The sequence below is a fragment of the Mesorhizobium sp. B2-7-3 genome (assembly GCF_006440715.1).
GTDB classification, from domain to species: Bacteria; Pseudomonadota; Alphaproteobacteria; order Rhizobiales; family Rhizobiaceae; genus Mesorhizobium; species Mesorhizobium australicum.
In genome coordinates this window covers 312,921-338,586 of the sequence record NZ_VFTY01000001.1, presented here as the reverse complement: position 1 = coordinate 338,586, position 25,666 = coordinate 312,921, and the positions used below count along the sequence as shown (strand labels likewise).

22 protein-coding genes are annotated in these 25,666 nt (G+C 64.7%); 14 read left to right on the top strand and 8 right to left on the bottom strand.

The window, feature by feature from the left end; translation table 11 throughout:
- Window positions 1-209: 209 nt before the first annotated feature.
- The 6 genes from FJW04_RS01680 (at window position 210) to FJW04_RS01655 (ending at window position 7,021) form a co-directional block, all read left to right on the top strand.
- Window positions 210-446 carry a DUF1127 domain-containing protein gene (locus FJW04_RS01680; RefSeq protein WP_140711969.1) on the top strand — a complete coding sequence of 79 codons (237 nt, stop codon included), beginning with the start codon at window positions 210-212 and terminating at the stop codon, window positions 444-446.
- A 117-nt stretch (window positions 447-563) separates the two neighbouring features.
- Window positions 564-935, top strand: a complete 372-nt coding sequence (locus FJW04_RS01675) for a hypothetical protein (RefSeq protein ID WP_140711967.1) — start codon at window positions 564-566, stop codon at window positions 933-935.
- 173 nt (window positions 936-1,108) lie between these two features.
- The gene (locus FJW04_RS01670; RefSeq protein WP_015314696.1) at window positions 1,109-1,735 is read left to right on the top strand and encodes a CDGSH iron-sulfur domain-containing protein; all 627 of its coding nucleotides are present in this window, start codon (window positions 1,109-1,111) and stop codon (window positions 1,733-1,735) included.
- Between the two features lie 124 nt (window positions 1,736-1,859).
- A complete protein-coding gene (locus tag FJW04_RS01665; RefSeq protein WP_140711965.1) occupies window positions 1,860-3,902 on the top strand; it encodes a hydantoinase/oxoprolinase family protein in 2,043 nt (680 codons plus the stop codon).
- Window positions 3,903-4,038: 136 nt separating this feature from the next.
- Window positions 4,039-6,207: a malate synthase G gene (locus tag FJW04_RS01660; protein WP_140711963.1), complete on the top strand. Its 2,169-nt coding sequence runs from the start codon at window positions 4,039-4,041 to the stop codon at window positions 6,205-6,207.
- Between the two features lie 193 nt (window positions 6,208-6,400).
- Window positions 6,401-7,021: a class I SAM-dependent methyltransferase gene (locus tag FJW04_RS01655; protein WP_140619811.1), complete on the top strand. Its 621-nt coding sequence runs from the start codon at window positions 6,401-6,403 to the stop codon at window positions 7,019-7,021.
- 25 nt (window positions 7,022-7,046) lie between these two features.
- On the opposite strand, the gene FJW04_RS01650 is transcribed toward FJW04_RS01655, so the two are convergent.
- Together FJW04_RS01650 and gshB are read right to left on the bottom strand one after the other, a co-directional pair.
- Window positions 7,047-8,579, bottom strand: a complete 1,533-nt coding sequence (locus FJW04_RS01650) for a YifB family Mg chelatase-like AAA ATPase (RefSeq protein ID WP_140711961.1) — start codon at window positions 8,577-8,579, stop codon at window positions 7,047-7,049.
- A 355-nt stretch (window positions 8,580-8,934) separates the two neighbouring features.
- The gene (gshB, locus tag FJW04_RS01645) at window positions 8,935-9,876 is read right to left on the bottom strand and encodes a glutathione synthase (protein WP_140711959.1); all 942 of its coding nucleotides are present in this window, start codon (window positions 9,874-9,876) and stop codon (window positions 8,935-8,937) included.
- A 219-nt stretch (window positions 9,877-10,095) separates the two neighbouring features.
- On the opposite strand from gshB, the gene FJW04_RS01640 reads away from it, so the two are divergent.
- The 8 genes from FJW04_RS01640 (at window position 10,096) to FJW04_RS01605 (ending at window position 19,730) form a co-directional block, all read left to right on the top strand.
- Window positions 10,096-11,331, top strand: a complete 1,236-nt coding sequence (locus FJW04_RS01640; protein ID WP_140660291.1) for a glycosyltransferase family 2 protein — start codon at window positions 10,096-10,098, stop codon at window positions 11,329-11,331.
- Window positions 11,328-13,559: a GtrA family protein gene (locus FJW04_RS01635; RefSeq protein WP_140711957.1), complete on the top strand. Its 2,232-nt coding sequence runs from the start codon at window positions 11,328-11,330 to the stop codon at window positions 13,557-13,559. The genes FJW04_RS01640 and FJW04_RS01635 overlap by 4 nt, the downstream gene beginning before the upstream one ends.
- Before the next feature lie 207 nt (window positions 13,560-13,766).
- Window positions 13,767-15,116 carry an EAL domain-containing protein gene (locus tag FJW04_RS01630; protein WP_140711955.1) on the top strand — a complete coding sequence of 450 codons (1,350 nt, stop codon included), beginning with the start codon at window positions 13,767-13,769 and terminating at the stop codon, window positions 15,114-15,116.
- 169 nt (window positions 15,117-15,285) lie between these two features.
- Window positions 15,286-16,053, top strand: a complete 768-nt coding sequence (locus FJW04_RS01625) for an SDR family oxidoreductase (RefSeq protein ID WP_015314674.1) — start codon at window positions 15,286-15,288, stop codon at window positions 16,051-16,053.
- Complete coding sequence (locus FJW04_RS01620; protein ID WP_140711953.1) at window positions 16,050-17,009, top strand: 2-dehydro-3-deoxygalactonokinase; 960 nt, start codon at window positions 16,050-16,052, stop codon at window positions 17,007-17,009. Before FJW04_RS01625 ends, FJW04_RS01620 begins: the two co-directional genes overlap by 4 nt.
- Complete coding sequence (locus tag FJW04_RS01615; RefSeq protein ID WP_140711951.1) at window positions 17,006-17,644, top strand: 2-dehydro-3-deoxy-6-phosphogalactonate aldolase; 639 nt, start codon at window positions 17,006-17,008, stop codon at window positions 17,642-17,644. The genes FJW04_RS01620 and FJW04_RS01615 overlap by 4 nt, the downstream gene beginning before the upstream one ends.
- Entirely contained in the window at window positions 17,644-18,525 is an 882-nt protein-coding gene (locus FJW04_RS01610; RefSeq protein WP_140619798.1) for an SMP-30/gluconolactonase/LRE family protein, read from the top strand. The genes FJW04_RS01615 and FJW04_RS01610 overlap by 1 nt, the downstream gene beginning before the upstream one ends.
- 140 nt (window positions 18,526-18,665) lie before the next feature.
- Window positions 18,666-19,730 carry a D-alanine:D-lactate ligase-like protein gene (locus tag FJW04_RS01605; RefSeq protein WP_140711949.1) on the top strand — a complete coding sequence of 355 codons (1,065 nt, stop codon included), beginning with the start codon at window positions 18,666-18,668 and terminating at the stop codon, window positions 19,728-19,730.
- Here the strand turns inward: FJW04_RS01605 and FJW04_RS01600 are convergent.
- From FJW04_RS01600 to dnaK, 6 genes are all read right to left on the bottom strand, one after another.
- Window positions 19,727-20,014 (bottom strand): DUF1330 domain-containing protein, encoded by a 288-nt coding sequence (locus FJW04_RS01600; RefSeq protein WP_140711947.1) that lies wholly within the window; start codon window positions 20,012-20,014, stop codon window positions 19,727-19,729. The genes FJW04_RS01605 and FJW04_RS01600 overlap by 4 nt on opposite strands.
- Window positions 20,015-20,030: 16 nt before the next feature.
- Entirely contained in the window at window positions 20,031-20,744 is a 714-nt protein-coding gene (gene pyrF / locus FJW04_RS01595) for an orotidine-5'-phosphate decarboxylase (protein WP_181172848.1), read from the bottom strand.
- Window positions 20,741-21,337, bottom strand: coding sequence for an NADPH-dependent FMN reductase (locus FJW04_RS01590; protein ID WP_140711945.1), 597 nt, complete (start codon window positions 21,335-21,337; stop codon window positions 20,741-20,743). Before FJW04_RS01590 ends, pyrF begins: the two co-directional genes overlap by 4 nt.
- A 173-nt stretch (window positions 21,338-21,510) precedes the next feature.
- The gene (gene pmtA, locus FJW04_RS01585; RefSeq protein WP_140619794.1) at window positions 21,511-22,116 is read right to left on the bottom strand and encodes a phospholipid N-methyltransferase PmtA; all 606 of its coding nucleotides are present in this window, start codon (window positions 22,114-22,116) and stop codon (window positions 21,511-21,513) included.
- 104 nt (window positions 22,117-22,220) lie between these two features.
- Window positions 22,221-23,348, bottom strand: a complete 1,128-nt coding sequence (gene dnaJ, locus FJW04_RS01580) for a molecular chaperone DnaJ (protein ID WP_015314665.1) — start codon at window positions 23,346-23,348, stop codon at window positions 22,221-22,223.
- Between the two features lie 222 nt (window positions 23,349-23,570).
- Window positions 23,571-25,487: a molecular chaperone DnaK gene (gene dnaK / locus FJW04_RS01575; RefSeq protein ID WP_140619792.1), complete on the bottom strand. Its 1,917-nt coding sequence runs from the start codon at window positions 25,485-25,487 to the stop codon at window positions 23,571-23,573.
- Window positions 25,488-25,666: the final 179 nt, after the last annotated feature.

Genomic DNA, 25,666 nt, shown 5'->3' with positions numbered 1-25,666 from the left:
GGAAAAGTGCGAAGCGGTTTCGCCAGGAAACGCGGGGCTAGCCCTCCCGAGAGTGGCGTCAAAACAAACAGTTAGCGCAAGTTTGGAACTTTTGAGAACTATTTGGGAGGGCTTAATTACGGCGCCGCTCGTATCCTGCAGAATTCAATCTCTTTCCGGGTGAGGTGGTTCCCAACGGTGTGGGACCCTCAAACCCAATGGAGGTTGCCATGAACAATACAATCGCATCGGTCCAGCATCGGGCAGTGCGGCCGGGTGTGCCCGTCCAACGATCGTCGCATCCGCACTCCCTGCTAAGCATGGTGGCAAGCTGGCGCGAGCGGACACGCTTTCGCTGGGACCTCAAACGAATGTCCGAGGTCAGTCCGCATCTGATCGACGATATTGGCCTGACGCAATTGCAGGCCAAGGCTGAGATCGCCAAGCTGCCATTCTGGCAGCGCTAAGGCGAAATGCCGCGACGATCTGGAAACAATCGCCGGCATCATCCCTTTAGCGGCGGGCCGTGTCGTGCCATGATCCCCTATCGGCCGTGGGGGCCGATTCTACATCGGGGGTTTTCCATGTCGTTCACATCCGTGCGCCGGCTCGCCGCCGCGTTTTCGCTTGCTGTCCTGTTTGTGCCAGCCGCCCAGGCCGGCGACGTCACCTTCGCTGTCAAGAACAGCCATCCCAATGCCATGCGTCTGGAACTCTATAGTCAGGACCGCGACTATGTCTGGCCGGGCGATGGCAAGGATTTCTATCTCGACGACGGCGAGACCAAGCAGCTGCCGATTTCCTGCAACGAAGGCGAATCGATCTGCTACGGGGCCTGGGTCGATGGCGACGAGGGTACATATTGGGGCGTCGGCCCCGGCAACAAGGAAAAATGCGAGGATTGCTGCTACACCTGCAGCGGCGGCGAGACCGAGGAGATCGACCTGGTCCCCTGACCGGTTTGCCAGCTTGACGGTTTTCCTGTTCGAGCCATAGCTTGGCCATGCATGCCGCCCAAAACCGGCTTCCGGTTTTGGCGCGACGACATGCGTCGAAACAAGACCATACCAAGGGCACGCCGCGCCTGTGCATTCAGGAGCGGCGTACTCCAGGCAACAGGAGCACCGCGATGGCCGGCACGGTCGAGGGCGAAAAAATCGACGTCGGGTTTTCCGGCAAGCGCTGCATCCATTCGCGCAATTGCGTGCTCGGCGACCCGCATGTCTTCGTGCCCAACGCGCCGGGCCAGTGGATCCATCCCGAGGCGGCCAGCGTCGAGAAGATCGTCGCACTGGCCGAGAACTGCCCCTCGGGCGCGATCACCTATGCGCGCAAGGATGGCGGCCCGCCGGAAAAGCCGCCCGTGGTCAACACCGTGCGGCTGCGCGAAAACGGCCCGCTGGCGGTGCATGCCGAGATCGTGCTTGGCGCCGAGACGTTTTTCCGCGCCACGCTTTGCCGCTGCGGCGCCTCCCAGAACAAGCCGTTCTGCGACAACAGCCATATCAAGGCGGGCTTTGCCGCCACCGGAGAACCGGCGCTGAAGGACACGCCGGCGCTGGAGGTCCGCGACGGACCGCTGCAGGCGACGCCGACCACGAACGGCCCGCTCAAGCTCGAAGGCAATGTCGAGATCGTCACCGGCACCGGCCACACGATCGACCGCACCACAAAGGTCTTCCTGTGCCGCTGCGGCCACTCGGCCAACAAGCCGTTCTGCGATGGCAGCCACAAGAAGGTTGGGTTTGTGGGATAGATGGGTAGCCGATCTCCCCCACGAGGGGGGAGATCGCTTGTGGCCTATCTCTCCCGGCTTTATCCGCAAGCCGGTATCGGCTAAGGGCAGGCAACCAAACAATCTGCCCGGACTTTCGCCCAAAATGACCGCCAAGACCAAGTCTGCCCCTCTCTTCCTCGGCATCGACACCGGCGGCACCTACACCGATGCCGTGTTGTGGTCCGAGACCGAGGGTCCGCGGGAGGGGCCGAACAAGGGCAAGGTGCTGGCCAAGGCCAAGGCGCTGACCACGCGGCATGATCTGGCCGTCGGCATTTCGGGCGCCGTCGATGCTGTGCTGGAAAAGGCGGGCACCAATCCGGCCGATATCAAACTGGTCTCGATGTCGACGACGCTCGCCACCAATGCGCTGGTCGAGGGCCAGGGCGGCCGCGTGGCGCTGGTCATGATCGGCTTTTCCGAGGCCGATCTTGCTCGCGATGGTTTGAAGACGGCACTCGGCACCGACCCGGTGGTGTTTTGCGCGGGCGGCCATGATGTGCATGGCAATGCCGCCAAGCTCGACCTGTCCGGGCTGGAGGCGATGCTGCCGGAACTCGGCGTGTCGGTGTCCGGCTTTGCCGTCTGTGCCTATTTTGCCACCCGCAATCCGGCGCACGAGATCGCCGCCCGCGAGCTGATCCGCGACAGGACCGGCCTCCCGGTTACGGCGAGCCATGAGCTGTCGGCCAAGCTCGGCGGTCCGCGCCGGGCGCTCACCACGCTGCTCAATGCAAGGCTGATCTCGATGATCGACCGGCTGGTGGCGGCGACCGAGGGGTTCCTTCAGGCCCGCAACATCGCCGCTCCGTTGATGGTGGTGCGCGGCGATGGCGCGCTGGTTTCGGCGGCGTTTGCCCGCCAGCGGCCGATCGAGACGATCCTCTCCGGCCCCGCCGCCAGCCTGGTCGGCGCCCGCCACATGACCGGGCTCGACAACGCGGTGGTCTCCGACATTGGCGGCACCACCACCGACGTTGCCGTGCTCGATGGCGGCCGGCCGCGGCTCGATCCGGAAGGCGCCACCGTCGGCGGTTTCCGCACCATGGTCGAGGCGGTCGCGATGCGCACTTTCGGCCTCGGCGGCGATTCCGAAGTGATGCTGGAGGATGGCGCGCTCAATCCGAAAATCCTGCTCGGGCCGCGCCGCCTGGTGCCGCTGGCGCTGTCCGGCATGGCGCATGGCGAGGCGGTGACCGCAGAACTCGAACGCCAGTTGCGCGCGCCCAACACAGGCCGCATGGATGGCCGCTTCGCGGTCCGCACCGGCGTGCCCGACAGGCTTGCCGCAGGGCTGACCGCCCCCGAGGCAAAGCTCCACGAAGCGATCGGCGCGACGCCGCTTGCCCTCGACAGGCTGCTGACCTCGAATGCCCAGAATGCCACGCTGAACCGGCTGGTCTCGCGCGGGCTGGTGCATATCTCGGGCTTCACCCCGTCGGACGCCGCGCACGTGCTTGGCAAACAGGCGAACTGGGATGCCGCCGCCGCCCGCCTTGGCGCCGAACTGTTCGCCCGCAGGCGCGACGGCCGTGGCCAGGCGATCGCGGCCTCGCCGGAAGTGATCTCTGAACGGGTGCTCTTGACCCTGACGCGCTGGTCGGCCGAATACATCCTGGAAACCGCTTTTGCCGAGGACGGGCTCGACGGCGCGGCGACGGTGGCGCACGCGCTGGTGCAGCGCGCCGTCGACGCTCACCCCGGCATCGCCCGCCTCAGCGTCGCGCTCGACCGGCCGGTCATCGGGCTCGGCGCTTCGGCGCCGCTGCACTATGCCGGCCTGGCGCCCTTGGTCGGCAATGACTGCGTCGTGCCCCGGGATACCGACGTCGCCAACGCGCTCGGCGCCGTCGTCGGCCAGGTCAGGGTTTCGGCGGAGGCCCGCGTCAGCCAGCCCAAGGAAGGCCTGTTCCGGCTTGCCTCGGGTGAGATGGTGCGCGATTTCCTCGACGAGGCTGCGGCGATCGCGGCCGCCGAGGCCGATGTGCGCGCCATTGTCGCCCAGCGGGCTCTTGATGCCGGCACCGACAGCGCCGAGATCGATGTGGCGACGGAGTTCCGGGTCTCGACTGTCGAAGCGCAGCGCATGTTCATCGAAGCGCATATCGTGGCGGTGGCCTCGGGCAGGCCGAGGATCGCGGTTTGAGGAAGAAGAGCCATCTCCGCCCTCCTCGGGGAGATTGGCCAACCGCCCAAAATGCCCCACCTACACCCTAAGCTGAATTGACCCTGCACCCCTGACATGCCAAACGCCCGCAAAGCCTTTCATCTGGAGTAGCCTGATGACCGATCGCATCGAGATCGCCGGATTGCGCATTGCCCGCGAGCTGCATGACTTCGTCGTCGACCAAGCTTTGCCCGGCCTCGACATCGAAGCGGCGCGTTTCTGGGACGGGTTCTCGGTCATCGTCCATGATCTGGCGCCCAGGAACCGGGCGCTGCTGGCAAAACGCGATGCCATGCAGGAAAAGCTCGATGGCTGGTATCGCGACAATGGCGCGCCCATCGACATGAACGCTTACAAGGCGTTCCTGAAGGAGATCGGTTATCTCGTGCCGGAAGGGCCGGCCTTCAGCGTCTCGACCGACAATGTCGACCCGGAAATCGCGGTCGTGGCCGGACCGCAGCTGGTGGTGCCGGTGATGAACGCGCGCTATGCGCTCAACGCCGCCAATGCACGCTGGGGCTCGCTCTATGACGCGCTCTATGGCACGGACGCCATCCCCGAAACGGATGGCGCTGAGAAGGGCAAGGGCTTCAACCCGGCGCGCGGCGCCAAGGTCATCGCCTGGGCCAAGGACTTTCTCGACCAGTCGGTGCCGCTCACCTCGGGCAAATGGGCAGGGGTCAACGGCCTGTCGATTGCCAACGCCGCCCTGAAGCTCAGCGCCGGCGCCGGCTCGACGACGCTGGCCGATCCCAGGCAATTCATCGGCTATCGCGGCGACGCCGCCAATCCGCAAGCCGTGCTCCTGGTGAAAAACGGGCTGCATGTCGAGATCGTCATCGACCGCGACAACCAGATCGGCCGCACCGATCCGGCTGGCATTGCCGACGTCATCCTGGAATCGGCGCTGACCACCATCCAGGACTGCGAGGATTCGGTCGCGGCCGTGGATGCCGAGGACAAGGTCGTCGTCTACCGCAATTGGCTCGGCCTGATGAAGGGCGACCTCACCGAAGAAATCAGCAAGGGCGGCAAGAGTTTCGTCCGCAAGCTCAGCCCCGACCGCGCCTACATCGCCCCCGCCGGCGGCACGGTGACCGTGCCTGGCCGCTCGTTGATGCTGGTGCGCAATGTCGGCCACCTGATGACCAATCCGGCAATCCTGGACCGCGACGGCAACGAGGTGCCGGAAGGCATCATGGACGCGGCGATGACGGCCCTGATCGCGCTGCACGATGTCGGGCCGAAGGGACGGCGGATGAACTCTCGCGCCGGCTCGATGTATGTCGTGAAACCCAAGATGCATGGCCCCGAGGAAGTCGCCTTCGCCGTCGAGATGTTCGACCGTGTCGAAGCCCTGCTCGGCATGGCCCGGAACACCATCAAGATGGGCATCATGGACGAGGAGCGGCGCACCACAATCAACCTCAAGGAGGCGATCCGCGCCGCGAGGGAGCGCGTGGTGTTCATCAACACCGGCTTCCTCGACCGCACCGGCGACGAGATCCACACCTCGATGGAAGCCGGCCCGATGATCCGCAAGGGTGACATGAAGCAGGCCGCCTGGATTTCCGCCTATGAGGCCTGGAACGTCGACACGGGCTTGGAATGCGGGCTCGCCGGCCACGCCCAGATCGGCAAGGGCATGTGGGCGATGCCCGACTTGATGGCCGCGATGCTGGCCGAGAAGATCGCCCACCCCAAGGCCGGCGCCAACACCGCCTGGGTGCCATCGCCAACGGCGGCGACGCTGCACGCCACGCACTATCACAAGGTCGATGTCCATGCGGTCCAGGCGGCGCTGAAGAGCCGGCCCAAGGCCAAGCTCGACGACATATTGTCCGTGCCGGTGGCCGTGCGGCCGAACTGGACGCCCGACGAGATCCAGCGCGAACTCGACAACAATGCCCAAGGCATTCTGGGCTATGTCGTGCGCTGGATCGACCAGGGCGTCGGCTGCTCCAAGGTTCCCGACATCAACGATGTCGGCCTGATGGAAGACCGCGCCACGCTGCGCATTTCCTCGCAGCACATCGCCAACTGGCTGCGCCACAAGGTCTGCTCGGAAATCCAGGTAATGGATTCCTTGCGGCGCATGGCGGCAATTGTCGATCTGCAGAATGTCGGCGACCCGCTCTACCGGCCGATGGCCGCCGACTTCGACGCTTCCATCGCCTTCCAGGCCGCCTGCGACCTGGTGTTCAAGGGAACAAGCCAGCCCAACGGCTACACCGAGCCTGTGCTGCACAAGCGCAGGCTGGAGTTGAAGGCCCGTCAAGGGTAGGGCGATGCCACGTTGAAAGGGTTTGGAGCGCCGACTGGATGTCGCCTGTCCGCGTAGTCGGCCATCGAGCGGCGAAGACGGCGGCGTCAGCCCCAGCGGCAATGTCGTGCCGAAGGCGGCAGGCTCTTATGGCTGGATACGGTTCCTTTGCTTTTTTCAGTTAGTGCTGGCTGGAAGGCTCGGGAGCATTGGCATGGCCAACACGATGGCGATCGAAAAGAAACTGTTGAATTCCGTCCATGACCGGGCGGTTTTCCAGCGCCGTGTGCGCATCCTGTCCGACCGGCTGGCCGACGAACTGGGCCCGGCCGGCACCGTTCTTGATCTTGGCTGCGGCGACGGCTCCATCGCCAAGGCGATCATGGAAAAAAAGCCGGGGCTGACGTTTCGCGGCATCGACGTGCTGATCAGGCCGCAAACCCATATCCCGGTAGAACTGTTCGATGGCAGCACCATTCCCGCCGCGAATGGCTCCTATGACTGGGTGACGATTGTCGATGTGCTGCATCATGCCGACCACCCGGGCCATCTCGTGCGCGAGGCGGCCCGCGTGGCGCGCAAGGGCGTTGTCATCAAGGATCACCTGCGCGAAGGCTTCGCGGCCTACCAGACGCTTCGTTTCATGGATTGGGTGGGCAACAAGGGGCACAATGTGCGCCTGCCTTACAACTATCTCTCCAAGGCCGAGTGGGACGCCATTTTTGCCGCCGCGGGTATCACACCCCGCACCTGGCGTGAGAAGCTGTCGCTCTATCCGTTCCCGGCTAGCGTGTTTTTCGACCGTCGCCTGCATTTCATCGGGACCTTGCGATAGGTAACCGGAGCTGCGCGGAACGCGGCTACGCCGCCTGCGCCATGCGCTCCGAACTCATGCGATAGGAAATCGCTTCGGCCAGATGGATGCGGCCGACACATTCGCTGGCGTCGAGGTCGGCGAGCGTGCGCGCCACTTTGAGCACCCGGTGGTAGGCCCGCGCCGAAAAGGCGAGTTTTTCGCTGGCATCCTTGAGCAGCGACAGGCCTGCGGCGTCGGGCATGGCGATCGTCTCGATGACGGCTGGAGAACAATGCGCGTTGGTGGTGGCGCTGTTGACGCCGAGCCGCTCGAAACGCTCGCGCTGGATGGTGCGGGCACGCGCCACCCGCAATGCCACGTCGGCGCTCTTTTCCGCCCGGTCGGGCCGGATTAGGTCGCTGGCAGAGACCGCCGGCACTTCGATCCTGAGATCGATGCGGTCGAGCAGCGGACCTGAGATACGCGCCTGGTAATCGGTGCGGCAACGGTCGCCGCGCAGGCAGCGATAACCCGGTTCGCCGGCCATGCCGCAGCGGCACGGGTTCATTGCCGCCACCAGCTGGATGCGGGCCGGATAGGTGACGCGATGGTTGGCCCGTGCGATCATGCAGTCGCCGGTTTCAAGCGGCTGGCGCAGCGCATCGAGCGTCTGCGGCGTGAATTCGGGGAACTCGTCGAGGAACAGCACGCCGTGATGGGCGAGCGAGACTTCGCCTGGCCGCGCGCGCAGGCCGCCACCCACCATCGCCGCCATCGAGGCCGAATGGTGCGGGGCGCGGAACGGCCGCCGGTCGGTCAGCTTGCCTTCGCCGAGCTCGCCGGCCACCGAGGCGATCATCGAGACTTCGAGCAGTTCCTTTGGCGCCAGCGGCGGCAGGATCGACGGCAGGCGCTGCGCCAGCATCGATTTGCCTGAGCCTGGCGGACCGATCATCAGCAGATTGTGTCCGCCGGCGGCCGCCACTTCCAGCGCCCGCTTCGCCGTCTCCTGGCCCTTGATGTCGGCAAGGTCGGGCAGGTCGCGCGGTGCGGCGCGGATGCCGGCCTCCGGGCGCGACAGCACCTGCGTGCCGCGGAAATGATTGGCGATCGCAATCAGGCTGCGCGGCGCGAGAATGTCGAATTCCCGCCCCGCCCAGGCCGCTTCCGGCCCGCAGGCGAAGGGACAGATCAGCCCTTTGCCTTCGGCATTGGCGCCGATCGCCGCCGGCAAGGCACCGGCAACGGCGGTGATCGTACCGTCGAGCGACAGCTCGCCCAGCACGACATAGCCAGCCAGCATGTCGCCCGGAATGGCACCAAGGGCTGCCATCAAGCCAAGCGCGATCGGCAGATCGTAGTGGCTGCCTTCCTTCGGCAGATCGGCGGGCGCCAGGTTGACGGTCACCTTCTTCGACGGCATCGACAGGCCCGACGCATGCAATGCCGCCTGCACCCGCTCGCGGCTTTCCGCCACCGCCTTGTCTGGCAGGCCGACGATATGCATGTTGACCTTGCCGGGCGCGATCATCACCTGCACGTCGACCGGCACTGCCTCGATGCCCTGGAAAGCGACCGTACGAACCCGCGCCACCATTGTCTGCCCCCGATGCCGGCTCGCCCTTGCCCCTTAACGGGCCGCGAGCGACGTCAACGCAAGACAACCACAGATTTCAGCCCAGGGCAAGAACATTACAGGAACAAGTGAGGTGAGCGCATGGAGCGACTACTGGCTGGTGCATTCCGAAAGCCGCCGCAACACGCCTAAGATCAAGCTGTTCCGAGATTGGGTCCCAGACGGCTGACGTCAGGGAGAGCGCGAACAGCGCCGGCTCTGAGGCGCCACTCTTGATCAAATCGGGAACATTGGCGCAACCGGTAGCCGCACAGGTTGCGCGCCGGTTGTGCCCGGCTGCAAAAGCGGAACATGGTTAACACAAACTGAAAACAAATTATGTCCGCTTCCCCTCCACCACGTCCCAGAACAGGCTGGCGATGTCGGCGCCGCCGAAGCGCTTGACCTCGCGCACGCCGGTCGGCGAGGTGACGTTGATCTCGGTCATGTAGTCGCCGATGACGTCGATGCCGACCAGGATGAAGCCGCGCTCTTTCAGCGACGGCCCGATGCGGGCACAGATTTCGCGCTCGCGTGTCGTCAACTCGGTCTTCTCGGCGCGGCCGCCGACATGCATGTTGGAGCGGGAGTCGTGCTCGGCCGGCACCCGGTTGATGGCGCCGACCGGCTCGCCGTCGATCAGAATGATGCGTTTGTCGCCCTTGCGCACATCCTTCAGGTAACGCTGCACGATATAGGGCTCGCGAAACATCTGGCCGAACATTTCGAGCAGCGAGGCGAGATTGCGGTCGGCTTCAAGCATGTGGAAGATGCCGGCGCCGCCATTGCCGTAGAGCGGCTTGACGATGATGTCGCCGAATTCCTTGCGGAAGGCGGCGACTTCGAGCGGATCCTTGGTGATCAGCGTGTCCGGCATCAGGTCCGGGAACTCGGTGACGAAAATCTTTTCCGGGCTGTTGCGCACCCAGGCCGGGTCGTTGACGACCAGCGTCTTTGGATGGATGCGCTCGAGGATGTGGGTCGTGGTGATGTAGTTCATGTCGAAGGGCGGGTCCTGGCGCAGCAGGACGACGTCCATTTCGGACAAGTCGGTGCGCACCTTTTCGCCCAGCGAATAGTGGCTGCCCTTTTCGTCGCGCACCGTCATCTCCTCGACGCGGGCAAACACCTTGCCGTCGCGCATCGACAGCCGGTCGGGCGTGTAGTGGAACAGCTGGTGACCGCGCCGCTGCGCCTCCAGCGACAGGGCGAACGAGGTGTCGCCGGCGATCGACACGGTGGAGACATGGTCCATCTGGACGGCGATTTTCAACTTCATGGCAGGTCCCCAGCATAGTCGACGCAAGCGATATAAGCGTCGCGGCGCGTTCTGCCAATCGCGACGTTTTGAACATTGGGATCAGCAAGGCGCGTCTGCCGGTTGCAGACAAGACGAGGACTGACATCATCGCTTTCTTAAGCCTTGCCGTGCGACGGTAAGCTTCGAATGCAGCCGGCCGACCTGACGCAGCGCCGGGCACCCGATGGAACGACGATCATGAACGCGCTCACTGCCGTCCGCGCAGCCTCGACCCAGCAGCTCGAACTCACCATCCTGATGCCATGCCTCAACGAGGCCGAGACGCTCGCCGTCTGCATCGGCAAGGCCAAGGCCTTTCTCGACCAATCCGGCATAGCGGGCGAGGTGCTGATCGCAGACAATGGCAGCACCGACGGCTCGCGGGAGATCGCAGCGCAAGGCGGTGCTCGTGTCGTCCCGGTGGCGCAGAAGGGCTATGGCGCGGCCCTTCTGGGCGGCATCGCTGCCGCCAGGGGACGCTTCATCATCATGGGCGATGCCGATGACAGCTATGATTTCGGTGCACTGGAGGCATTCGTGGCGCGGCTGCGCGGCGGCGCCGACCTGGTCATGGGCAACCGCTTCCACGGCGGCATAGAGGCTGGCGCCATGCCGGCTCTGCATCGCTATCTCGGCAATCCGGTGCTGAGCTTCGTCGGCCGCCTGTTCTTCCGCATCAAGACCGGCGACTTCCACTGCGGCCTGCGCGGCTTCAACGCCGGCAGCATCAGGAAGCTCGATCTGCAGACCACCGGGATGGAATTCGCCAGCGAAATGGTGGTGCGCAGCGCGCTTGCCGGGCTGCGCATCGAGGAAGTGCCGACCACGCTCAAGCCCGACGGCCGCAGCAGGCCGCCGCATCTCAGGACCTGGCGCGACGGCTGGCGGCATCTCAAATTCCTGCTGGTCTACAATCCGCGCTGGATGTTCTTCATTCCAGGGGCGGTGCTTTCCGGCCTCGGCACGCTGTTCGCGGCGCTGCTGGTGTTCGGCCCCTTGCGGGTGGTCGACAATCTTTCGCTCGATCTCAACACCTTCGTCGCCGCCTGTTTCATGATCGTCACCGGCATCCAGCTCATCACCTTCGGTGCCATTTCGCGATACTATGCCGAAATTACCGGCATCCTGCCGCCAAGCCGCGGGTCGGACTGGCTGACCAGGACCATCAGCACCGACCGTCTCGCCGCCAATGCCGGCATCTGCTTTGCCGCCGGCTTCCTGTTCTGCCTCTATGCCGTGGCGCGCTGGGCCCATCTCGGCTTCGGTCCGCTGAACGATTCCGAAATTCCGCGCATCGTCGTGCTGGGCTTGAGCCTGATCGTCATTTCGTTCCAGGTCTTCTTTTCGGCATTCCTGCTCGGTGTGCTGGAGATACCTGTCAAGCGGCTGAAGGCCGGGCTGTCGCGGGAAACGACGGCACGCGAGCAACAATGACCGACGTGCTGCCGGCGCTTGTCCAGGCGCGCCCGTTCCGCTTCGTGGTGGTGGGCATCGGTGCGGCGGGATTGTTTTTCACGCTCTCCTGGCTGCTGGTTTCGCTGGGCGTTCCGCCGTTCGCCGGTAGTGCCATGGCTTATGCGACGGCGTTCGTCATTGCCTATCGGGCGCAGCGGGGCTGGACGTTCGGTGCGGAACACGATCACAAGGTCGCATTCCCGCGCTATCTTACCCTGCAAGCCGGATGCGCCGCTTTTGCCGGCCTCGTCTCGCAGGTGGCGGTAACGCATTTCGGCCTGTCGCCCGTCGCGATGTCGGCGCTGACGATGGTCGTGACAAGCACCATCAGTTATCTGGTCTCGAGGCTTTGGGTGTTTCCGGCGCGCGGCCACAGCTATCCCGGGAAAATGACCGCTGGCCATGCCGCGATGCCTTCCAAGGAAACCGCCCGTCCCTCCTGGCGGGCGGACATGCTGGCGGCGCTGCTCGCGGCCCTGGTGCCGCTCACGGTCTATGCCGTGACCGGATTTCCGCAACTGGCCAACCCGGCGGGCGACAATGACAGCCTGCTGCAACTGGTCGAGGTCCGCGATCTTCTGGCCGGCCAGGGCTGGTTCGACCTGCACCAGTACAGGATGGGACTGGACGGCGGCTTCGTCATGCATTGGTCGCGGCTGCTCGACGCGCCACTGGCCCTTGGCGTCCTTGCCGTATCGGCCCTGACGGGCAACGTCGCCCTGGCTGAACAGGTCGTGCAGGTGGCCTGGCCTGCCCTGCTGTTCTGGCTGGCGGTCTTCTTCATTATCCGCGCCGCGCGCGCTTTCGCCGGCGGCCACGCTGTCCTGCCCGCCGCCGTCGTCGGTGGCGCCGCGCTCTATTACCTCGGCATTTTCTCCCCAGGTTCGCTGGATCATCACAATGTGCAGCTGATGCTGATCCTGGCGAGCCTTGCCTTGCTGCTCGAGGCTCCCTTGCTGCGGCCGGCCGCCTTGCTTTCGGGCATCTGCGCCACGCTGAGCGTGGCCATCGGCATGGAAAGCGCTCCCTACGCCGGAACCCTTGGCGCCGCTGTCGCGCTGCTGTTCCTTGGCAATGGTGCTCGGGAAAGGCTGACCGCGAGGGACTTTGGCCTGGGCGTCGCCGCTGTTTCGGCTCTCGTCTTCGTCGCCACCGTCCCGGCATCCGCATGGATCCAGGCACAGTGCGACACATTTTCGATTGTGCAGTTCGCCGTCGCCGGACTTGCCGGCGCGGGGCTGGCGGCCATCGCCTCGTGGAAGGCCGCCAGTGCCACCGTCGCCGGCCGCCTGGCCTCGCTCGGCCTGCTTGGGCTAGCCCTTGCGGCTGTGGTTGTATTCCTGTTCCCGCAATGCCTGGCCTCGCCCTATGCCAACCTCGATCCGCGCCTGAAGGAGATGTGGCTCAGCCATATCGACGAGGCGCAGCCGCTGTTCCAGATCGTCACCAATGATCCGGCCAGAGCGGTGGCACGGTTTGCCACGCCGTTGGTGGCCATCATCCTGATGGCGCTCCGCGTCGGCCATGGCTGGCGTCGGCAGGACAGCCTTGTCGGCTCGCTGCTGGTTATGGCGTTCCTGGTCAGCGCCTGGGAAGTTCGCGGCTCGACCTTCTCCATCGCCTTCGCGGTGATCCCGCTTGCGGCATGGATCGCCTGCTGGCGGCAGCGTGCGCAAACCAGTCCGTCCAACAGCGCCGCACTCAGGATGGCCGCGGCCTGGCTGATATCGGTAAATGCAATCTGGGCAGGCGCTGCCGGGGCGGCGTCGAGTGCTTTCCAAACCGACGCGGCTGCCACCGGTGCCAAGGCCGCAGACACGGCTTGCCTCGGCAAGGCATCGTTCGCGGCGCTCGGCCGGATGCCGGCTACAACCGTGCTTTCGCTCTCGAATCTTGGCTCGCCGATACTGGCCTTTACCGGTCACCGCGTGCTGGCCGGACTCTACCACCGCAACGTCGCCGGAAATCTGGTCGCGCTCGATGCCTTGCTGGGCTCGGATGCCGATGCCAGAACCGTTGTCGAAAGGCATCATGTCGGCCTTGTCGCACTCTGCCGTGGCAATGCGGAAAGCCGCCTGCTCATGGCCAGGGCACCGGACGGTTTCCTGGCCAGGTTGATGAGCGGGGACGTGCCGGACTGGCTGGAGCCGGTGGCGGAGACCAAGGGAAGACCCCTGGAACTGTATCGCGTCAAGTCAAACGATTGAAAATCCAAGCGCTTGACGGATCCTATAGCCGGCTTCACGAAGCTATCCGGCTTCCTGTTTGGGCACGGCTCACGGCGAAAGCCGGACCCCTTTTCGGGATCATGCTCCGGCCACAAAAATCGGTCAGTGGGATACGTTTCCTAAAGGGTTTGCTGCCAGTCTGAAAATAAATTCCGACGACAAAAGCAGGGACGAACAGGGACACCGATGCAAACTTCGTTTGGCACCGGTCAGGCAAACAGGGAAAGCACGGATCTGGCGTTCACCGATCCGTTGACCGGGCTTGGCAATCATCGCCGCTTCTTCGACAAGGTCGATCGCCTGATCAGCGACCGTTCCGACGATCCCGCGCCCTTCACCGTCGGCATTCTCGACCTCGATGGTTTCAAGCCGATCAACGACCTGTTCGGCCACAAGGCCGGCGACGACATCCTGATCCAGGTGGCGATGCGGCTGCGCGCCTCGATGGATGGCCATTCGACGGTCTGCCGCATCGGCGCCGACGAATTCGCCTTCCTCTACCCGCTGGTGTTCTCAGAGGAGGCGGCGGCGGAAAAATCCCGCATGCTGATCGAGATCCTGTCGGCGCCCTACGATGTCGGCGAACGCACCGCCAGGCTCTCGGCCTCGGTCGGCTGCTCGCTTTTCTATTCCGGCGACGAGACCACCGAGATACTCATCAACAAGGCCGAAACGGCGCTCTACCATGCCAAGCGCTCCGGCCGCGGCCGCGTCGTCGTCTACACCCGCGAGATGGAGGAGGCCGCCAAGCGCGTCACCCGCATCGAACAGGCGCTGCGCCGCGCCGTCTCGGCCGGCGAGGTGGAGCCGCATTTCCAGCCGATCGTCGATCTCACCACGCGCCGCACCATCGGCTTCGAGACGCTGGCGCGCTGGACAGACCGCGACCTCGGCTCGGTGCCGCCGACCGTCTTCATCCCCATCGCCGAGGAGCGCGGCATTATCGGCCCGTTGTCGCAGCTTGTGCTGCGTAAGGCCACGGAGGCCGCCAGGAGCTGGCCGAAAGACCTGTTCCTGTCCTTCAACCTGTCGCCCTCGCAGCTCGTCGACCAGAACACCGGCCTGCACATACTGGCGATCCTCGACCGTACCGGCTTCGACCCGCGCCGGCTGGAGATCGAGATCACCGAGACCGGCCTGATGAACGACCCGGCCTCGGCCGCGCAGATCGTCGAGGATCTGCGCCGCGTCGGCATTCGTGTCTCGCTCGACGATTTCGGCACCGGCCAGTCCTCGCTCGGCCGCCTGCGCGAATTCCATTTCGATAAGCTCAAGATCGACCGCGCCTTCGTCTCCTCCATTCTCGACGACCGGCCGTCCGAACACATCATCCGCGCCATCCTCGCCATGTGCGAAGGGCTTGGCATGGACGTGGTCGCCGAAGGCATCGAAGAGGAGGCGCAGGCCGATCGCCTGGTCCAGTTCGGTTGCGCCGGCGGGCAGGGCTATCTGTTCGGCAAGCCGGCCGATGCCGACGCGACATTGGGCTACCTCCGTGATTCCTTCCGTGGCGCCTTGCGCGCCAAGGCGATCTGAGCGGCAGGTTTCGGCCCTGCCCGCGATGCGGCGATGCCGCCTGGCGGGGTCGAGCGCGGGCGCGATCGCCTTTTTGTCAGACATAAGCCCCGAAATCGGTCTTTTCGCCCTTGCCCGCCGGACGTGTCTGGCTAGGATGCGCGCCGGTTGACCCGGGAGACGAAAAATCATGATGCCATCGGCGCGTTTTGCCGACCTCGAAGGCGCTTCGGTGCTGATCACCGGCGGCGGCTCCGGCATCGGCGCGGCATTGACCGAAGGGTTCATGCGCCAGGGCGCCAAGGTCGCCTTCATCGACATCGCCGACAAGCCCAGCATCGCACTCGCCGACCGTATCGAGGAAGAGCTCGGCCGTCGGCCGCTCTATCTCAGGACCGATCTGCGCGATATCGAAGCACTGCGGGCGTCCGCCGCGAAGGCGGCCGAAGCGCATGGCGACGTCACCGTGCTGGTCAACAACGCCGCCTGGGACGAACGCCACGCCGTCGAAGACGTGACGGTGGAGTTCTGGGACAACAACCAGGCGATCAACCTGCGGCCGCATTTCTTCACCGCGCAGGCGGTGGCGCCGGGCATGAAGCGCGCCGGCGGCGGCTCAATCATCAATTTCACCTCGACGTCCTATCTGATCAATCATCCTGACCTGCCGGCCTACACCGCCGCCAAGGCCGGCATCCTCGGCCTCACCAAGGGGTTGGCCGGCAAGCTCGGGCCCGACCGCATCCGCGTCAATGCCATCGCGCCCGGCTGGGTGATCACCGAGCGGCAGAAGCAGCTCTGGGTCACTGAACAGGCGCTTGCCGCCCATGTCGCCAAGCAGTGCATCAGGGACGTCATGCGGCCGGACGACATGGTCGGCACGGTGCTGTTCCTGGCCTCGGATGCCTCGCGCATGCTGACCGCGCAGATGCTGATCGTCGATGGAGGTTTCCTGTGAGCCCGGGGTTTGCCAGCAGCGTGCCGGCAGTCGCGGCGCTCGATTGGGGCACGACCCGGCTTCGGGCCTGGCTGATCGACGGCGGCGGCAAGGTGCTTGCCGAGCGGCGCGGCGACGATGGCCTGATCACCGCGCGCGAAAAGGGCTTCGCCAACGTTCTGGAGGGCCATCTGGCAGCGATGGGCGCGCCGGAGGAATTGCCAGTCATCATCTGCGGCATGGCCGGCTCCCGCCAGGGCTGGCTGGAGGCGTCCTATGTCGGCGTTCCGTCGCCGCTCGGTGCCATTCTCGGCGGTGCCGCTAGGGTGCCCGGGCAGAAGCGCGACATCCGAATCATTCCCGGCCTTGCCCAGCGCCTGGCCGACGCGCCCGATGTCATGCGCGGCGAGGAGACGCAGCTTGCCGGCGCCGGCCTGCCGGCCAAGGGCCGCGAACTGGTCTGCATGCCCGGCACGCATTCGAAATGGGTGCTGGTCGAGGACGGCGCCGTCGCCGGCTTCGGTACCTGGCCGACGGGCGAGCTGTTTTCCGTGCTTGCCGCGCACTCGATCCTGCGCCATTCGCTGGGTGAACATCCAAGCCCGGTTGCTCCAGACAATCCGTTCTTCCGCCGCTGGTGCGAAACAGCGCTAGGCGATGGCGGCGATGTCACCTCTCGGCTGTTTGCCATCCGCGCCGCCGGCCTGCTCCAGGACCTCCAAGCCGATGATGCCGCCGCCTGCCTGTCCGGCTTGCTGATCGGCGGCGAGATCGCGTCTGCCCGGCGCCGGCATGGCGCCGGCGCGACATCGGTCGTGCTGATTGCCTCGGGCGCGCTGGCCGGGCTCTACCAGGCCGCCCTCGGCCTTGCCGGGCTTGGTGTGCGGACAGTCGACGCGGACGAGGCTGTACGCGCCGGTCTCATCGAGGCCGCGCGGGAGAATGGCATGATTGCCAGAAGTGGAGCCGCCATATGACCGAGACCGCACCCTTTCCAAAACTTAAGCGCGGTCTGGTCGCCATCCTGCGCGGCCTCAAGGCAAGCGAGGCGATCGCCATCGGCCAGGCGTTGTTCGATGCCGGCATCGAGGCTATCGAGGTGCCGCTCAATTCGCCCCAGCCGTTTTCGTCGATCGCCAGGCTTGTTCAAGTGCTGCCGAAGACAGCTTTGGTCGGCGCCGGCACGGTGCTGACGGCGGCCGACGTCGATAGTCTTCACGCGGCCGGCGGACGACTGCTGGTCAGCCCCAACATCGATGCCGAGGTGATGGGCCGCGCCGCGCATTACGGCATGGTCACCATGCCTGGCGTGTTCACTCCCACCGAGGCCTTCCAGGCGATCCGGCTCGGTGCCTCGGCGCTGAAATTCTTCCCCGCCAGCGTGCTCGGCGCATCGGGCATTTCCGCGATCCGGGCGGTGCTGCCGGCGCAGACGCTGGTCGGCGCGGTCGGTGGCGTTTCGGAAAAGGACTTTGCCGGCTACAAGGCGGTTGGCGTGACGGTCTTCGGGCTCGGCTCCAGCCTGTTCAAGCCAGGCATGAGCGTCGATGATGTGGCGGCGCGCGCCCACGCAGCCGTCACTGCCTGGGATGCGGTATTCGGAGAAGCATGATGAGTGAACCGATCGTTTCCGTCTTTTCCGATCATGTCTGCCAGCTCGGCGAAGGGCCAAGTTACGATCCCGGCACGGATGCGCTGTTCTGGTTCGACATCGTCAACAGCCAGCTCCTGGAAAAGCCCTTGGCCGGCGGCGCGCTGAAAATCCACGAGCTTGGCCAGATGGCAAGCGCGATCGCCATCATCGATGACAAGCGACAGCTGATCGCCACCGAAACCGGGCTTTTTGTCCGCGACGTCGCCACCGGCGGAATGACGCTGCACACCGCCATCGAGGCCGACAACCCGGTCACCCGTTCCAACGATTCCCGCGTCCATCCCTGCGGTGCCTTGTGGGTCGGTACCATGGGCAAGGGCGAGGAGAAGGGCGCGGGCTCGATCTACTGGTTTTTCAAAGGCGAACTGCGCCGCCTGTTTTCGGATATCACCGTCTCGAACTCGATCTGCTTTTCATCAGACGGCACGCTTGCTTACTACACCGACACCTCGACCGGATTGCTGATGCGCGTTGCCTGCGATCCGGCGACCGGCCTGCCCGTCGGCGAGCCGAAGATCTTCGTCGATCACCGCTCGGCCAAGGGCTATATCGACGGTTCGGTGCTCGACCGCGACGGCATCCTGTGGAACGCCGTCTGGGGTGGCAGCGTCATCGAGGCCTATGGGCCGGACGGCGAGCTCGTCCGCACGGTCGCCATGCCGGTGACGCAGCCATCCTGCCCGGCCTTCGTCGGCAGGAATGCCGATCGGCTGGCCGTGACCTCGGCCTGGTCGGGCAAGAATGAAAAGCAGCGTCTGCTCGACCTGCAGGGCGGCATGACCTTCCTGCTGGACATTCCTGTCAATGGCCGCCTGGAACCCCGCGTCCTGATCGCCTGACATTGCCGGACGCGAGCCCCGAGGCCTTGGTCTCAATCCTGGCGCTGTCACGCAGGCGTCCGGCGCGCGTCGATTTCGCGAAAGCCGATTGTGCGGGCCGTGCGATGGTAGGTCATCGCACCGTCGGGAACCGCCACATCATGCCAACGCACAAGCCGAAACTGGTCCTTGTCCACGAGCCTGAAAAGGCTTGTTTCGACCGCTTGCTCGCCGACGGTCATGCATCGCGGCGTGCCGCCGAAATCTCGTCCTATCTGGCGCAGTCGACCGATCTCGCTCTCGAATTCGATGCGCTGGCCGCCGCCTGCGAGGCGCGCGGCCTGTCCTTTGCGCCGGTGGTGCTCGACGATGCCGCCAAGGTGCTCAACGGTGAGGATCCGCGGACCACACTGGTCTGGACGCTGACCGACGGCGTCGCCTATTTCCGTGGCGGCGCGGCACCCGCTTTGGCAAGACTGAGCGGTTTCAACACCATCGGCGCCGACGATTCGCTGTTCGCGCTCTGCCAGGACAAGTTCCGCTCCGGCGCCGTGCTTGGCGCGCTCGGCCTTCCGGTGCCGCAGGCCGGTCTCGCGCGGGATGGCGAATGGCTGGTCGAGGCGCCGGCCTCCGCCGCCGGCTGGTTCGTCAAGCCCAACCGCCTCGGCGCCAAGATCGGCATCTGGCCGGATTCGCGCGTAACCGATCTCGCTCACGCGCTGGAGCTTAGCCGGCGTGTTTTCGCCTGTTATCGGGACGATGTCGTGGTCCAGCCCTATGTCTCCGGCCGCAACGTCCGCGCCAGCTTCCTTGGGCTGATGCCGGATACCGGGGTCGAAGCGCTCGGCGTCGCCTTTGTCGAGTCGGGAGGTGATTTCCAGACCATGGAAGACAGTTTGGCGCTCTATGGCGAGACCGGCGAGGCGGCGAAGGCTGCCGGGCAATACGCCGAACCCGAACTCGCTGCGGTCGCGGACAGCCAGCCGGTGGCCGATGCGAGGATCAGGGGGATCGCCGAACGGCTCATCACCGGGCTCGGCCTGCGCGACGTGTTTTCCATCGATCTCAGGGTGGAGGCCGACGACACGGCTCACCTCATCGAGTTCGAGGTCTGTCCTGGCCTGCCTTGCTTCGATTTTCGCGACTATTGCCGCCGGCAATGGGGGCTGAGCCTTGCCGACGCCATGGCCGAGACGGCAGCTAATCGGCTTTCCGCGCGGATCTAAATCCCTTCGACCAGCACGATCTCGCCGTCGGCGACCTTCTGGCGGATGGCCACCGCCCGCTGATATTCCGGCGAGTGGTAGCAGTCATGCGCAATCGCAAGCGATTCGAATTCGATGATCACGTTGCGGGCGCGGCCAGCCCCTTCGGCCAGTTCATGGGCTCCGCCGCGCGCCAGGAATTTCGCGCCAAAACGGTCGAAGGCGAGCTTCGAAGCGGCGATATACGCCTTGTAGCCTTCGGCATCGTGCACATCGACGCGGGCGATCCAGTATCCCTTCGGCATTGTTCTCTCCCTTATTTTACGCGGAGCGCATTTCGTCGAGGATCGCCTGCGCTGCCGCGCGGCGGTCGTTTGCCGCGACGATCGGGCGGCCCACCACAAGATGGCTGGCGCCGTTGCGGACCGCTTGCGCCGGCGTCACCACGCGTTTCTGGTCGCCATGGTCGCTTCCCGTCGGTCGGATGCCCGGCGTCACCACTGCCATGTCCGGGCCGACGATGCGGCGCACCGCTTCGGCTTCCGCGGCCGAGCAGACGATGCCGCCCATGCCGGCATGGAGCGCCTGTTCGGACCGCCGCAGCACCAGCGTGTGCGGGTCATATTCATAGCCAACGTCGATCATGTCCTGCTCGTCCATCGAGGTCAGCACGCTGACGGCGAGCAGGCAAAGCTCGCTGCCGCGCGCCGCCTCCACCGCCGCCTGCATCGCCTTGGGATAGGCGTGGATGGTCAGCATGGTCATGCCCATCCTGACGATGTTCTCGACGCCATTGGCCACCGTGTGGTCGATGTCGAGCAGCTTCATGTCGAGGAAGATTTTCTTCCCACCGCTGGCCAGCTCCCTGGCGAAGTCGAGGCCGCCGGCAAAAGCCAGCTGATAGCCGATCTTGTAGAAGGAGACGATGCCGTCGAGCTCGCGCACCGCCTGCTCGGCCTCCTCCACGGTCGGCACGTCGAGGCCGACGATCAATCGCTCCTGCATGGAATGAGGCTGCAGGGTTGCGGCGGTCACGCCTCGACCCTGGTCGACAGCATGCGCGAGGTTTCGATCAGCGTGCGGCATAGGTGCTCCATCGATTTGTGCAGTCTTTCGTCACGGAAATGGCCGTCCCCGTCGAAGGCGTCGCCACCCTCCGGCACCGAGCATTCCGGTGTCACCACTTCCATCTGGCAGCGCACCAGCACGGCACGCAAATGGTTGATGCAGCGGATGCCGGCGAAGTGCCCGTTGGAGGACGAGCAGAGGCCGGCGACCTTGCCGGCAAGCGGCCTGACCGACCGGCCGCCATCCCGTCGCACCCGGCTCACCCAGTCGATCGTGTTCTTGAGCAGCGGCGGGATCGAACCGTTATATTCAGGCGTCGCGATCAGCAGCCCGTCATGGGCTGATATCAGCCGCGCCAGCCTTTGGGCGTTTTCCGGAACGCCGTTTTCCTTCTCCAGGTCCTCGTCGAGGATCGGCAAGGGGTAATCGGCAAGCGAAATACGGGTCACCTCGGCACCTTGCACCGCAAGTTCCTTCTGCGCCACATCGGCGGTCCTGCCGCTATAGGCGCCGCTGCGCACCGAGCCGGCGAAGACGAGGATTTTCGGGATCACTGCCATTGGCCACCCTTGTTCTGGGACAGGTACAGCCAAGGTTCGATCAAATCAACGGCTGGATGGGGGAAAGGCAGTAGGGCAGTAGGGCAGTAGGGCAGTAGGGCAGTAGGGCAGTAGGAACGTTTCCCTGGCCGATCTTTTCCCCCTACTCCCTTACTGCCCTACTGCCTTCTCTTCTAATGCGCCTCGCGCCGGTAGATCCACAGCTGCGTCGGCGGGATGTTGCGGAAGATGAAGTCGAAATGCTTCACCGTGTAGTCGCCGCGGCCGGCCGGGATCGGCGACATCGGACCATAGGTCAGCTGCACGATCGGCCGTCCGACCGGAATGCGGTCGAGCAGGCTCTCGATATAGGCGATGCGCTGGGCGACCGGGAAATTGAGCAGCGGCACGCCGGAAACGACGCTGTCGAAGATCATCCCGCTCCTCTCGCCAAGCGTGGCGTTGAGGTTGAAGGCATCGCCCTCGATGACGTTGACGCCGGGGTAGAGCTGGCGCAGGTGGCGCACGAAATCGGTGGAATATTCGATCGCGTAGAGGTTTTCGGGCCGCACGCCCTGGGCGAGGATGGCGCGGGTGATGACACCGGTGCCGGGGCCGACCTCGAGCACCGGCAGGCCGGACTTGGGATTGACGATCGAGGCCATCTTGCGCGCGGTGATCGAGCTGGTCGGAACGATCGAGCCGACCGTCTTCGGCTTGTCGATCCAGCCCTTGAAGAATTTGAGTTCATCGTCGAACTTCTCGGCAAACGCCTTCCGCAGTCCGTGACCACGTGCCATGCAAGCTCTCCTCAGCGCGCCCCTTGAAACTACTTAACATCTGGATGACGCAAGGCAAGGCGCGGCCTTGCCAATGGCGTGGATAAGATAGTTTTCGTCGCGTCTCAACGCTCGCCGAAAGACTCGAAAAAGTCCTTCATGCGGGCGAAAAAGCCGCTCGATTGGGGCGAATTGTCCTGCGAGGAGAGCTGTTCGAACTCTTCCAGCAATTCGCGCTGGCGGCGCGACAGGTTCTGCGGCGTCTCGACCGCGGTCTGGATGTAGAGGTCGCCGACATTGGGCTGGCGCAGCACCGGCATGCCCTTGCCCTTGAGCCTGAACTGGCGTCCGTTCTGCGTACCTTCGGTCACCTTCACCTTGGTCTGCGTGCCGTCGAGCGTCGTCACCTCGAAGGAGCCGCCAAGTGCGGCGGTGGTCATCGAGATCGGCACCTTGCAATAAAGATCGGCGCCGTCGCGCTGGAAGAATTCGTGCGGCTTGACCGCCAGAAAGATATAGAGGTCGCCCGATGGCCCGCCGCGCAGCCCGGCCTCACCCTCATTGGCCAAGCGGATGCGGGTACCGTCCTCGATGCCGGCCGGGATGTTGACCGACAGCGAACGCTCCTCGGTGACACGGCCCTGGCCGGCGCATTTCGGGCAGGGATCCTTGATTGTCTGGCCACGGCCCTGGCATTGCGGGCAGGTCCGCTCGATCGAGAAAAACCCTTGCGTGGCGCGCACCTTGCCGTGGCCGTTGCACATCGAGCAGGTGACCGGCTGGGTGCCCGGCTTGGCGCCGCTGCCGGAGCATTCGGTGCAGGAGATCGAAGCCGGCACGCGGATTTGCGCGGTCTTTCCCGCGAAGGCTTCCTCCAGCGAGATTTCCATGTTGTAGCGCAGGTCGGCGCCGCGCTCGCGGCCACCGGAAGAGCGGCGCTGGCGGCCGCCCATCATGTCGCCGAAAATGTCCTCGAAGATGTCGGCGAAGCCGCCGGCGCCAAAGCCCTGCGCGCCATTCATCCCACCCTGCTCGAAGGCGGCATGGCCGAAACGGTCATAGGCCGCGCGCTTCTGCGGGTCCTTCAGCGTCTCGTAGGCTTCGTTGATTTCCTTGAACTTGTGCTCGCAGGAATGATCGCCGGGGTTGCGGTCGGGATGGAATTGCATGGCCAGCTTGCGAAAAGCGCTCTTGAGCTCCTTCTCGTCGGCGCCCTTCTGCACGCCCAGCGTTTCGTAGAAATCAGCTTTCATTTTTTCCCGCAGTCCGGATATTCAACGTCTTGATGCAATGTTGCGTCGGTTGCCGGCACGTTGTTTCGATTTAGGAGCGGTGCTGCCCGTATGCTAGGGCCGGCGCGAACTTGTCCGTGGTTTTCAGTGATTTTTTCGGCGGTGCTCGCACTTTTTCAGCGAGGGTTGCAAAAAAGCCCGGCCTTGCGCCGGGCTTTTCGCATTATCTTGCCGTCAAGCCGCTCAGGCCGACTTCTTCTTGTCGTCGTCTTCGTCGATTTCTTCGAAATCGGCGTCGACCACGTCAGAGTCCTTGGCGGCATCCGCCTTGGCGTCGGCTTCCGCCGCTTCCTTCTGCGAGGCCTCGTACATGGCCTGGCCAAGCTTCATGGAAGCTTCGGCAAGCACCTGGCTCTTGGCCTCGATGTCGGCCGGATCGTCGCCCTCGGCAGCGGCCTTCAGCGCCGCGATCGCGTCCGAAATCGCCGTGCGCTCGGTCTCCGAGACCTTGTCGCCATATTCCTTCAGCGACTTCTCCGACGAATGCACCAGGGCTTCGGCCTGATTGCGGGCCTCGACCACGGCGCGACGCTTCTTGTCGGTATCGGCATTGGCCTCGGCATCCTTGACCATCTTCTCGATGTCGGCGTCGGAAAGTCCGCCCGAAGCCTGGATGCGGATCTGGTGCTCCTTGCCGGTGCCTTTATCCTTGGCCGAGACGTTGACGATGCCGTTGGCGTCGATATCGAACGTGACCTCGATCTGCGGCACGCCGCGCGGCGCCGGCGGAATGCCGACCAGGTCGAACTGGCCGAGCGCCTTGTTGTCGGCGGCCATTTCGCGCTCGCCCTGGAAGACGCGGATGGTCACGGCGGACTGGCTGTCTTCGGCCGTCGAGAACACCTGGCTCTTCTTGGTCGGAATCGTCGTGTTGCGCTCGATCAGCCGGGTGAAAACGCCGCCCAGCGTCTCGATGCCGAGCGACAGCGGCGTCACGTCGAGCAACAGCACGTCCTTGACGTCGCCCTGCAGCACGCCGGCCTGGATGGCGGCACCGAGTGCGACGACCTCATCCGGGTTGACGCCCTTGTGCGGCTCCTTGCCGAAGAACTGCTTCACGATCTCCTGGATCTTGGGCATGCGGGTCATGCCGCCGACCAGGACCACTTCGTCGATCTCGCCAGCCTTCAGGCCGGCATCCTTGAGCGCCGCCTTGCAGGGCTCGATGGTGCGCTGGACGAGGTCTTCGACCAGGCTTTCGAACTTGGCGCGCGTCAGCTTCAGCGTCAGGTGCTTCGGTCCGGTCGCGTCGGCGGTGATGAAGGGCAGGTTGATTTCGGTCTGCGTCGTCGACGACAGCTCGATCTTGGCCTTTTCAGCCGCCTCCTTGAGGCGCTGCAGGGCGAGCTTGTCGTTCTTCAGGTCGATGCCCTGTTCCTTCTTGAACTCGGCCGCCAGATATTCGACCAGGCGCATGTCGAAGTCCTCGCCGCCGAGGAACGTGTCGCCATTGGTCGACTTCACCTCGAACACGCCGTCGCCGATTTCGAGCACCGAAATGTCGAAGGTGCCGCCGCCAAGGTCGTAGACGGCAATGGTCTTGCCTTCCTTCTTGTCGAGGCCATAGGCGAGCGCTGCCGCTGTCGGCTCGTTGATGATGCGCAGCACTTCCAGGCCGGCGATCTTGCCGGCGTCCTTGGTGGCCTGGCGCTGGGCGTCGTTGAAATAGGCCGGAACGGTGATGACCGCCTTCTCGACCTTCTCGCCGAGATAGGCTTCCGCCGTTTCCTTCATCTTCTGCAGGATCATGGCCGAGATCTGCGAGGGCGACTGCTTCTTGCCGCCGGCCTCGACCCAGGCATCGCCATTGTCGCCCTTGACGATCTTGTAGGGGACAAGCTTCTTGTCCTTCTCCGTCACCGGATCGTCATAGCGGCGGCCGATCAGGCGCTTGACCGCGAAGATGGTGTTTTCAGGATTGGTGACCGCCTGGCGCTTGGCCGGCTGGCCAACGAGACGTTCGCCGTCGCCCGAGATGGCGACGATGGAAGGCGTCGTGCGCGCGCCTTCCGCATTCTCGATTACCTTCGGCTCCTTGCCATCCATGATGGCGATGCACGAGTTGGTGGTGCCGAGATCGATACCGATTACTTTTGCCATTTTTCTAGTCTCTCCGCTAAGCAGGCTCTCAGGACCCGGTAAGGCGTTCCGACGAAAGCCCCTGTTCACAAGAAATACCGTCCACCCACCGGTTCTCCGGCGCCGCACGGCTTGGCGCGTATATAAGAACAGGCGGCATCGCGCGCAAGCATTCTGCGCAACGCTTCCATGAACCTTTC